The sequence below is a fragment of the Bradyrhizobium sp. 142 genome, assembly GCF_023074015.1.
Lineage (GTDB): Bacteria > Pseudomonadota > Alphaproteobacteria > Rhizobiales > Xanthobacteraceae > Bradyrhizobium.
Window position 1 is genome coordinate 95750 of the sequence record NZ_JADPKQ010000326.1, and the last position, 10432, is coordinate 106181.

8 protein-coding genes are annotated in these 10432 nt (G+C 65.5%); 2 read left to right on the plus strand and 6 right to left on the minus strand.

The genetic code is table 11. The annotated features are described in order from the left end of the window. Positions 1–14: 14 nt before the first annotated feature. Positions 15–1031: an amino acid ABC transporter substrate-binding protein gene (locus IVA82_RS30740; RefSeq protein WP_247493677.1), complete on the minus strand. Its 1017-nt coding sequence runs from the start codon at positions 1029–1031 to the stop codon at positions 15–17. A 393-nt stretch (positions 1032–1424) separates the two neighbouring features. Here IVA82_RS30740 and metC point away from each other — a divergent pair, with 393 nt between their 5' ends. Continuing rightward, positions 1425–2609, plus strand: a complete 1185-nt coding sequence (metC, locus tag IVA82_RS30745) for a cystathionine beta-lyase (protein ID WP_247382295.1) — start codon at positions 1425–1427, stop codon at positions 2607–2609. Positions 2610–2763: 154 nt separating this feature from the next. Continuing rightward, entirely contained in the window at positions 2764–4455 is a 1692-nt protein-coding gene (locus IVA82_RS30750; RefSeq protein WP_247382296.1) for a Na/Pi cotransporter family protein, read from the plus strand. Between the two features lie 11 nt (positions 4456–4466). On the opposite strand, the gene IVA82_RS30755 is transcribed toward IVA82_RS30750, so the two are convergent. The 5 genes from IVA82_RS30755 to pbpC form a co-directional block, all read right to left on the minus strand. Then, positions 4467–4805 (minus strand): lipid-A-disaccharide synthase N-terminal domain-containing protein, encoded by a 339-nt coding sequence (locus tag IVA82_RS30755; protein ID WP_148738423.1) that lies wholly within the window; start codon positions 4803–4805, stop codon positions 4467–4469. Continuing rightward, positions 4802–5539 carry a glycosyltransferase family 2 protein gene (locus tag IVA82_RS30760; protein WP_247382297.1) on the minus strand — a complete coding sequence of 246 codons (738 nt, stop codon included), beginning with the start codon at positions 5537–5539 and terminating at the stop codon, positions 4802–4804. Before IVA82_RS30760 ends, IVA82_RS30755 begins: the two co-directional genes overlap by 4 nt. A gap of 64 nt (positions 5540–5603) precedes the next feature. After that, a complete protein-coding gene (locus IVA82_RS30765) occupies positions 5604–6449 on the minus strand; it encodes a phosphatase PAP2 family protein (protein ID WP_247382298.1) in 846 nt (281 codons plus the stop codon). Between the two features lies 1 nt (position 6450). After that, a complete protein-coding gene (locus IVA82_RS30770; RefSeq protein WP_247382299.1) occupies positions 6451–8193 on the minus strand; it encodes a glycosyltransferase family 39 protein in 1743 nt (580 codons plus the stop codon). A 50-nt stretch (positions 8194–8243) separates the two neighbouring features. Beyond that, a complete protein-coding gene (gene pbpC, locus IVA82_RS30775; RefSeq protein ID WP_247382331.1) occupies positions 8244–10394 on the minus strand; it encodes a penicillin-binding protein 1C in 2151 nt (716 codons plus the stop codon). Between the last annotated feature and the right edge of the window lie 38 nt (positions 10395–10432).

Sequence of the window (10432 nt, forward strand, 5' to 3'; positions counted from 1 at the left end):
GCGGAGCGCGCGGATCAGCGGATCGGCGGCGCGTACTGGAGACCGCCCTTGTTCCAGAGATTGTTCAGACCGCGATTGATGGCGAGCGGCGAGCCCGCGCCGACGTTGCGATCGAACACCTCGCCGTAATTGCCGACGGCCTTCACGATCCGTACCACCCAGTCCTTGGTCACGCCGAGCTGTTCACCGAAATTACCGTCGCTGCCGATGACACGTTTCAACTCCGGATTCTCCAGTTTGGCTTTCTCGTCGACATTCTTCGAGGTCACGCCGAGCTCTTCGGCGGTGATCATGGCAAACAGCGTCCATTTGACGAGGTCGAACCACTGGTCATCGCCGTGGCGCACCATCGGTCCGAGCGGCTCCTTCGAAATGATTTCGGGGAGCACCATGTGATCGCCGGGATTGGCAAGCTTCAGACGATTGGCGTACAGGCCCGACTGGTCGGTGGTGAAGACATCGCAACGCCCGGCTTCATAGGCCTTGACGGTTTCGTCATTGGTGCCGAACGCGATCACCTCGTACTTCATGTTGTTGGCCTTGAAGTAGTCCGCGAGATTTTGTTCGGTGGTGGTGCCGGTCTGGACGCAGACCGAGGCGCTGTTGAGCTCGAGCGCCGAATTCACCTTGAGCGACTTCTTCACCATGAAGCCCTGCCCGTCATAATAGGTCACGCCGGTAAAGTTGGCGCCGAGTGAGGTGTCGCGCGAGATGGTCCAGGTGGTGTTGCGCGAGAGCACGTCGATTTCGCCGGATTGCAGCGCCGTGAAGCGGTCTTTGGCGGACAGCGGCACGAACTTGATCTTGGTTGGATCGTTGAAGATTGCCGCGGCGATCGCGCGGCAGACGTCGACGTCAAGCCCGGTCCAGTTGCCCTTGTCGTCGGGCGAGGAGAAGCCCGGCAGGCCCTGGCTGACGCCACAGGACAGCATGCCCCGGTCCTTGACGGTCTTGAGCGTTTGCGCATCTGCGGCCTGGGCGGTGAGGCCGGCGGCGAAAGCGAGGGTGAGAGCCAGGGTTACGCGTTTCATGGGCTTTGGGCCTTTCAAAGTCGTCTCAATATCTGGAACGTTGTCTCAGGATCGTCTCCGCCCGGGCCAGCCGTATCAAGACTGGCCTTGCAAGAGTCATGCTGAAAAACTCGCCGAACATTCGCCCATCCCGGGAGGCCATACCTTCATCCCTGCCGCACGCGCCCGCCACGATGATTATGGGCGCATGGTCCGGTCAGACGATGGATCGAAGGTCGCGGCAGGCCCCTCAACATGCGGCGACTGAATAGCACCTGCGCATCTGAGAGCGACTGGCGAGCCGGGTCAAGGGGTTGACGGGACTCTTCTGTGTTCTGTTATTAACGACAGCGGCCTCCGGCTGGCCCGTGGGCGCGACGTGCCCGGCGGAAACGCGGTTTTGAAAGCAGACGCATGGATTCCTCAGACCCCCTCCAGCAGCACGCCGAGACCCGGCTGGTCACCTCCGGCCGCGACACCAAAGCGCAGAAGGGGTTCGTCAATCCGCCGGTCTTTCACGGCTCGACCGTGCTCTATCCGACCGCCGAGGACCTGCACGCCCATCGCGGCGAGTTCCAGTATGGCCGCCATGGCACCCCAACCACCAGGGCGTTCCAGGAGACGCTGATGGCGCTGGAGGGGCCCCAATGCGCCGGTGTCGGCATTGCGCCGTCCGGGCTGGCGGCGATCTCCACCACTCTGCTTTCCGTGCTGAAAGCCGGCGACCATCTGCTGGTCTGCGACAACGTCTACCGCCCTACGCGCAATTTCTGCAACGGCCTGCTCGCCCGTTACGGCATCGAGACCAGCTATTTCGACCCGCTGATCGGCGCGGGCATCGAAAAGCTGTTCAAGCCCAACACAGGCGCGGTGCTGGTCGAGGCACCAGGCTCGCAATCGTTCGAGATGCCCGACATCCGCGCCATTGCCGATGTCGCGCATGCGCACGGCGCGCTCGTCATCGACGACAACACCTGGGCAACCCCGCTCTATCACCGCTCGCTCGAACAGGGCGTCGACATCAGCATGCAGGCTGCCACCAAATATATCGGCGGTCATTCCGACATTATGTTCGGCACCATCTCCGCCAATGCCAAGGCCTGGCCGCAGATTGCCGAAGGCGTCCGCCTGCTCGGCGTCTGCGCCGGCCCAGACGACGTCTTCCTCGCGCTGCGCGGCCTGCGCACATTGTCGGTTCGGCTCGCGCAACATCATCGTTCCGGCCTCGATATGGCGCGCTGGCTCGCGACCCGGCCCGAGGTCGCGCGCGTGCTGCATCCGGCGCTCGAAGCCGATCCGGGCCATACGATCTGGAAGCGCGACTTCACCGGCGCATCGGGCCTGTTCAGCATCGTGCTGAAGCCTGCGCCGCAGAAAGCCGTCGATGTCATGCTCGACACGCTCAAGCTGTTCGGCATGGGCTTCTCCTGGGGCGGCTTCGAGAGCCTCGTGATTCCCTTCGATTGCGACAGCTATCGCACCGCGACCAAGTGGGCGCCGGGCGGCCCGACGCTGCGTCTGCATATCGGGCTCGAAAGCGTCGACGACCTCAAGGCCGATCTCGACCGCGGCTTCGCTGCCCTCAAGGCTGCAATGTGAGCCTGCTCACTGGGCATCACGCCTGAGGACGCGGCACCGCGCCTTTGGGAACGCGCGGCTGCCGTAGACGTTAACGCCGACGCGCCAACAAATGATTTGATCCGTTGTGGTTTGGCGCTAGCCTCAGCACTCGACTCCAATCCGGACACGGAGCATGGGAACGTTGGTTCTGCTCGATCTGATGGGCGGCGTGGCACTGTTGCTATGGGGCCTGCACATGGTCCACAGCGGGATTCTGCGCGCTTTCGGTCCCGACCTGCGGCGGCTGCTCGGCAAGGCGCTGAGCAACCGCTTCAGCGCCTTTGCCGCCGGCCTCGGGCTGACGGCGCTGCTTCAGAGCAGCACCGCGACTGCGCTGCTCACGAGTTCCTTCGCCGCCGAGGGCCTGCTCAGCCTCGTCGCCGCGCTCGCCATCATGTTAGGGGCCAATGTCGGCACGACGCTGATCGTGCAGGTGTTGTCGTTCAACATCGCAGCTGTCGCGCCGGTCCTGTTTGTGCTCGGGCTCGTCGCCTTCCGCTTGGGCCCGCGCTCGCGCATCAAGGACATCGGCCGCGTCCTGATCGGCCTCGGCCTGATGCTGCTGTCGCTGCATATCCTGCTCGACACGCTGGCGCCGGCGGAGAATGCGCCGAGCGTCCGTGTCGCGATGTCGGCGATCACCGGCGATCCCGTGCTGTGCATCGTCATTGCCGCGCTCGTCACCTGGGCGGTGCATTCGAGCGTCGCCAGCGTGCTGCTGATCATGTCGCTGGCCTATTCGCAGTTCATCTCGCCTTACGCCGCGCTCGCGCTGGTGCTCGGGGCCAATCTCGGCAGCGCCATCAATCCCGTGTTCGAAGGCGCCAAGCGTGACGATCCTGCGAGCTATCGCCTGCCGGTGGGCAATCTCATCAACCGCGTGATCGGGATCGTCCTGGTCCTGCCGTTCCTGGGCACGATCGCCGAGCACATGCAGGCCTGGCAACCCGATCTCGCCAGAATGACGGCGGCCTTCCACATTGCGTTCAACGTCGGCACCGCTGTCATCTTCATCGGCCTGCTCGACGCCATGTCGCGCCTGTTGACCCGGATCCTGCCCGATCGCGTCCAGGAGGCCGATCCGGCCCGGCCGCGCTATCTGGACGAGACCGCGCTGGAGACACCGTCACTGGCACTCGCCGATGCCGCCCGCGAGACCCTGCGCATGGGCGACCTCGTCGAAATCATGCTGCGCAAGGTGATGGCCGCCATGATGACGGGCGACCGGGCGCTGGTCGACCAGGTCTCGAAAATGGACAATTTCGTCGATGGCCTCGACGAAGCCATCAAACTCTATGTGACGAAGCTGATGCGGGGCAGCCTCGACGAGAGCGAGGGCCGGCGCGCGATGGAGATCATCTCCTTCGCCATCAACCTCGAACATATCGGCGACATCATCGACAAGAGTCTCAGCGAACTCGCGACCAAGAAGATCAAGCGGCGCTTCCAATTCTCGGCGGAGGGCGCCGAGGAACTCGCCGCCTTCCACAAGCGCACAATGGATTCGCTGCGGATTGCCTTCGGCGTGTTCATGGCGGGCGACGCCAACGAGGCCCGCAAGCTGCTGGTCGAGAAGACGGCGTTGCGCAACACCGAGCTTGCAGCGGTCGAACGCCATCTCGAGCGCCTGCGCGAAGGCCGCCCCGAGACCATCGAGACCACGTCGCTGCATCTCGACGTGCTGCGCGATTTGCGCCGCATCCATTCGCATATCTGCTCGGTGGCCTATCCCGTGCTGGACACAGCGGGCGAGCCTTACCGCAAGAGCGAGGCGGATGCGGCCGCCCTGCCCGCGTCAGGCGCGGCGTCAGCGCTGCCGCGCTAGTCCCGGCCGCATTAGCGATCGAGCGTCTTCGAAGCAGTGCCGTGGTTCTTCCAGATCAGCATGATGTTGCGAACATAGATGATGGTGGCGAAGACCTGTCCGAGGATGATGACGGGCTCACGCTTCACGATGCCGTAGATCAGCGTCATCAGGCCGCCGCCCATGGAGCAGAACCAGAACGCCATCGGCACCACGCTGTTTCCGGCGCGCTCACTCGCGATCCATTGCACCAGGAAACGCGCGGTGAAGAACAGCTGCGCAATCAAGCCGAACGCGAGCCAGAAGTCGAACTTGGCGATGAAGACGTCATAGAAATAATTGCTCAGCGCCTGGCCGTATTGGATGATCATGCCTTCACCTCAGTCACATCCGGTGTCGGCTTCTTGCGGCGGATCAGCCACCACACGCCGGCGAGATCCATGATCCCGATCCACAGCCGGTCGAAGAAGCCGTAATTTGAGACGCCGGAATGGCGCGGCCGGTCGATCACGTCGACATAAGCGATCTCGTAACCTTCACGGCGAACCAGTGCCGGAAGGAAGCGATGCAGCCCGTCGAAATAGGGCATTGTCACGAAGACCTCGCGCGGGAACGCCTTCAGCCCGCAGCCGGTGTCGCGCGTGCCGTCCTTCAGGATCGCGTTGCGGATGCCATTCGCCACCCGCGACTGGAATTTCTTGAAGCCGGTATCCTTGCGCCCGACGCGTTGTCCGGCAGCGAGACCGACGCGCCCCGCTCCCTGCTCGACCGCAGCGATCAGGTCCGGCAGGAAGGCCGGATCGTTCTGGCCGTCGCCGTCGAGCGTGGCCACGATCGTGCCGCGCGCTGCGCGCACGCCACTGCGTACCGCGGCGGACTGGCCGGTCGATCTGGCGTGGCGAAGCTGACGCAGATTGTCCCGCTGCTGCATGATCCCGGCGAGACGTTCGCCGGTCGCATCGGTCGAGCCGTCGTTGACGTAGATGATCTCGTAGGCCCAGCGGCCGTCGAGCGCCGCACCGATCTCCGCGATCAGAGGCGCGATGTTATCGGCTTCGTTGCGCACGGGAACGACGATGGAAACCGAAGGCTGGGACGACGACAAATCGAAAGCTCGTGGTTGGAATTGGTCTGCCCCGGGGAACCGGGGCCCCGGCAGGCAGCCGCTTTTATGGGGCCGATGCCCCGTGGGCAACCCTTTTGAGGCGGCCCGCGAGCGGCCCCGGAAGCGCCACGATGGTGCCGTCGGCGCGGATGGCAAAGCCGAGCCTTCGGGCCGCAAACCAGTACCGGACCGCCATGGCACCGACCAGGCCGACCAGGGCGCCGGCCACCACGTCGCTCGGATGGTGCGCAAGCAGCACCAGCCGCGTCAGCAGGATCACGATTGCGTAGGTGAACATGAACACGCGCAGGCGCGGCCATAGTGCGGACACCGCAAACGCCAGTGCGAAGGCTGTCACCGCGTGTCCGGACGGCAGACTGGCATAAGCTCCCGTTCCCTCGAACGGTATGAAGTTGAACGGATTGGCCTGGCCGCCGACGAAAGGACGCCCGCGGCCGATGAGAAATTTCAGGATCTCGGCGACGAACACGGGGACGGCAACGGACAGAAACATGAATTGCAGCCGGGTGCCGAGGCCGAGCAGCAGCGTGCGGCGGGTGCCATGCAGGCCGGCCGCAACGAGGGCCACGGTCACGAGCGCTATGGCCAGCACGGAGAGCACGTACTCGTCCTTGCCGAAATCGGTGAGGATGCGGATCGGCCACAGCCCAGGCGTGCCACGCGCCGGCATCAACTGGATCTCGGTGCGGTCGAACGCGACCATGAGCGCGATGACCAGCGCCGCGCCCGCCATGCTGAGCCACAGCGAATGCCGCGCCAGCTTCCGCGCGGCCTCGGCACGGCGCGAATGCGATGGCGTGCGCACCAGCTGCGCGAGCGCACTCCAGGATACCGCGAGCAATTGCGCGGGATAGCTCGCGCGCGGCGCGATGTCGCTGGATGCCGACATCCTACTCGGTACCTTCCGAGCGGAAGATCGAGATCGAGATCGCGCGCCCTTGCGAGAAATTATAGCCATCGATGCGCGCGCCGACCTTGTAGCGCAGCCCGGTCGCCTCGGCGCGCTGCACAAAGCTGCGCTCCGAGCGCTGCTCGATCAGCGCGAAGCGGCAGCTTCCTTGCCGCAGGAAGTCCGCTGCGCCCGACCCGTCGGTGAGCAGCGTCGAGGTGCCGGTCAGGAACACGAGGCTCGGCTCGTGATAACCGGCCGATGCCGCCTTCGGCCCGACGCAGGTGACGCTGCGCAGGGCGCGCGCGATCTCGATGCTCGGAAACAGCGGGATCAACGAGGGCAGCACGATTCCGTAGATCGCCACCGCCAGCATCAGGGCAGCGACCAGCGCGTTGAGCAGCGAGCGCTCGGCGCGGTTGTTGTCGTGGAGCCACCAGGCGAACAGCCCGAAGATCAGCGCAGCCGCGATGAACGGCCAGGCCACGAAAGCTGGCTGCCGCGTCAGCATGACGGCGCCCACCACCGCGATGATCGAGCCGCCCGCGGGGATCGCGAACCACCAGGCCGAGCCGCGCATCAGCCAGGACCACGACAGCACGCGCCGCTCCAGCGCGCCGGCGGTGAGGATCGCGATCGCCGGATAGAGCGGCAGCACGTAATGCGGCAGCTTGGTCAGCACCGCCTCGAACACGATCCAGGACGGGATCAGCCACGCCAGCAGGAATTGCGCGCCGGGCTCGCGCCGCGCCCGCCACACCGCCGGCGCCGCCATCGCCGCAAGCGGCGCGCCGGGCCAGAACGTGATCCAGAACAACGCCAGGTAAAGTCCGGGCGGCGCGCCGTGGGATTCCTGGGCCCCTAACTTGCTCAGCATGTCGCCGCCGACGGAATCGGCGAAGAAGGCATCGCCCGCGCGCCAGAAGATCGCGACGAACCAGGGCAGCACCAGCACCAGCATCCACATCAGGCCCCAGACCGGGCGCAGCTTCCACAGCCAGGACGCATCGCGGTCCTGGATTGCGAGCGCGACGATGGTCAGGCCTGCGAACATCAGGATCAGCGGTCCCTTGATCAGGATGCCGACGGCCAGCGCAGTCCAGAAGATCGCGGGCCGGCTCCAAGGCGGATGCGTCTCGTCCTCGGCACGCTGCCAGGACAAATAGGCCCGCGCCATCGCGCCCATCGCCGCGACCACGCAGAACAGCAACATCGCATCGGTCTTGGCGAGCCGTGCCTCGACGCCGAGCAGCACGGAAGCAGACATCATCAGCGCCGCCAGCACCGCGGCGCGGCGCGTGACGAAGCCGAGCGCGGCCCAATAGGTCATGAGCACGGCGCCGGTCGCACCAATCAGCGACGGCAGCCGATAGACCCAGATTCGCAATTCGGCTCGCGGCAGCCCGAGCGCCGAAGCGGCTTCGACGGCAGCCGATTGCAGCCAGTAGATGCCGACCGGCTTCTTGTAGCGGACGTCCTCCTGGAAGCGGATGTCGACATAGTCGCCGCTCTCGACCATCTGCTTGGTAGCCTGCGCAAAGCGCGCCTCGTCGCGGTCGATCGGCGGGATGGTGAAGAAGCCCGGCAGGAACAGCAGCAGCGCACAGAGCATCAGAAAGCCGATGGCGCGGGCGTGGCTGGCCGTGACGAAGTCGAGCATGAGCACGAGCCGGCTACCCGGATTCACGGGCGATTTCGGCTCTCGCGGCGCGCCAAAACGGGGGCTTGGGTAGGTCTCGACCATCGGTTCCGCTTACGCTGAAACCGCTATCGCCACAACCGCTTGAGAGAAGGTCATTGAATTCGAATGACGACTGTGTCCGCGGCGCCCGTGGCGTCGATCACGGTCAGGCGGGCAAAGCCGGGTCCGGGCGGATCGATCAAGCGCTGGCGGCGTCCGTCGATCTCGCCGAGCGACATGCCGTTAACCAGAATGGTCATGGGCAATACCCCGCCGGCGACCTTGACGGGCATGGCGGTCGCGTCTGGCCCACTTGCGCGGTCGACTTCGATCCGGGAACCGTTCAGCGGGAACTGAATGTGCGGGGCCTGCTCGGCCCCAGTCCTGACCAGCTCGCCCACCGGACGGAACCGCCTCAGGGGCAACGGCAGCTTCGCATTGCTGGCGACCAGAGTGCCCTTCGGCGGCTTCGGCAGCGGCACGAGCGTTTTGCCGGACCGGGCAAAGGCATCGAACAGAATGGGTGCGGCGGCCACGCGGCCGATCAAGCCCGGAACCGGCGCACCGTCGGGCCGGCCGACCCAGACGCCGATGGTCATGCGGCCGTCGAACCCGACCGACCAGGCGTCACGGTAGCCGTAGGAGGTACCGGTCTTGAAGGCGATGCGGTTATGCGCAGCGTTTTCCGGCGGCGGTGTGCCGAGCAGCACGTTGCCGACCTGCCAGGCCGCGACCTGATCGAGCAGCCGCAGCGGCTCGCGCGCGTCCATGTCCGTCATGACCTCGCGCAGCGGCTTCGTGGTGCCGAGCCGGGCGAAACCGGTATAGAGCTGAACCAGGTCCTGGAGGCTCACGCCGACGCCGCCAAGCCCCATGGCGAGCCCCGGCGCCTCGTCCTTCGGCAAGACCAGATTCCCGCCCGCCTGCCGCAGCCGCGATGCCAGCCGGCTCGAGCCGACGCGGTCGAGCAGCACGATGGCGGGCACGTTCAGCGACATCCGCAGCGCCTTCTTCACCGGCACCGTGCCCTGGAACGTCATGTCGAAATTCTCCGGCGCGTAGGAGCCGAAGCGGACCGGTCGGTCGTCGATCAGGCTTTCGGGGTGGACAAAGCCGTCCTCGAAGGCCAACCCGTAGATAAAGGGCTTCAGGGTCGAACCCGGCGAGCGGATGGCGCGGGTCATGTCGACCTGTCCTGCCCGGTGCTCGTCGAAATAATCGGCCGAGCCGACGCGGGCCAGCACGTCGCAGCTCTCATTGTCCACCACAATGATGCCGACCGAGATGTTTTGCCCGAGCGCGATGGCGCGGTCGCGCGCCAGCGGCTCCAGCACCTTCTGCAAATTCGCATCCAGCGTCAGCTTGATGACCGGCGTGTCCTTGACGGTCGAAAGGGCGCTGTCGGAAGCATGCGGCGCCAGGATCGGCATCGGCTTGCGCAACTTCGGCACCGGAACGGCCTTGGCCTGCCTCGCGTCTTCAAGACCGACCTGATGCTCCTCGACCATGCGGTCGAGCACGCGGTCACGCGCCTTGCGCGCGGCGTCGGGATAACGATCGAGCCTGCGCGTCTCCGGCGATTGCGGCAGCGCGACCAACAGCGCGGCCTCGGCCAGCGACAGCCGCTTCGGCTCCTTGCCGAGATAAGCGATCGAGGCGGCGCGGATGCCTTCGAGATTGCCGCCGTAAGGCGCGAGCGCAAGATAGAGGTTGAGGATCTGCTCCTTGCTCAGCTTTCGCTCGATCTCGATCGCACGCACAATCTGCCGCAGCTTTGCATAGAGCGAGCGCTGCTGCCGCGGCTCCATCAGCCGCGCGAGCTGCATGGTGATGGTCGAGCCGCCGGAGACGATATGGCCGCGTGTTGTGAGGTGCAATGCGGCGCGGCCGAGCGCCAGCGGATCGATGCCGTCATGGGTGTAGAAGTGCTGATCCTCATAGGCGAGCAGCAGCTTCAGATAGGTCGGATCGACGTTCGCCTTGGCATCGACCGGCAGCCGCCAGCGGCCGTCCGCCATGGCGTAAGCGCGCAGCAGCTTGCCATTGCGGTCGACGATGGTCGTGGAGACCTGGCGCGCCTCGTCGAGTGGCAGCGGGCCGAGGGAGTAGACCCAACCGACGAAGGCAATGATGGCGAGGATAAACGTCAGCGCAGCGGCCGAGAGGACACGACGGCCCCTGCCCCTTGCTCCGTCACGGCCGGGCTTGTCCCGGCCATCCACATTCTTCTCCAAGGCACCAAAGTCCGTGGATGCCCGGGACATCTGCGCGAAGACGCGCTTCGCGCTTTTGCCCGGGAATG

Coding starts and splice junctions, on each gene's coding strand:
- IVA82_RS30740 (WP_247493677.1), bottom strand. CDS start 1,031: ATGAAACGCGTAACCCTGGCTCTCACCCTCGCTTTCGCCGCCGGCCTC.
- metC (WP_247382295.1), top strand. CDS start 1,425: ATGGATTCCTCAGACCCCCTCCAGCAGCACGCCGAGACCCGGCTGGTC.
- IVA82_RS30750 (WP_247382296.1), top strand. CDS start 2,764: ATGGGAACGTTGGTTCTGCTCGATCTGATGGGCGGCGTGGCACTGTTG.
- IVA82_RS30755 (WP_148738423.1), bottom strand. CDS start 4,805: ATGATCATCCAATACGGCCAGGCGCTGAGCAATTATTTCTATGACGTC.
- IVA82_RS30765 (WP_247382298.1), bottom strand. CDS start 6,449: ATGTCGGCATCCAGCGACATCGCGCCGCGCGCGAGCTATCCCGCGCAA.
- IVA82_RS30770 (WP_247382299.1), bottom strand. CDS start 8,193: ATGGTCGAGACCTACCCAAGCCCCCGTTTTGGCGCGCCGCGAGAGCCG.
- pbpC (WP_247382331.1), bottom strand. CDS start 10,394: ATGTCCCGGGCATCCACGGACTTTGGTGCCTTGGAGAAGAATGTGGAT.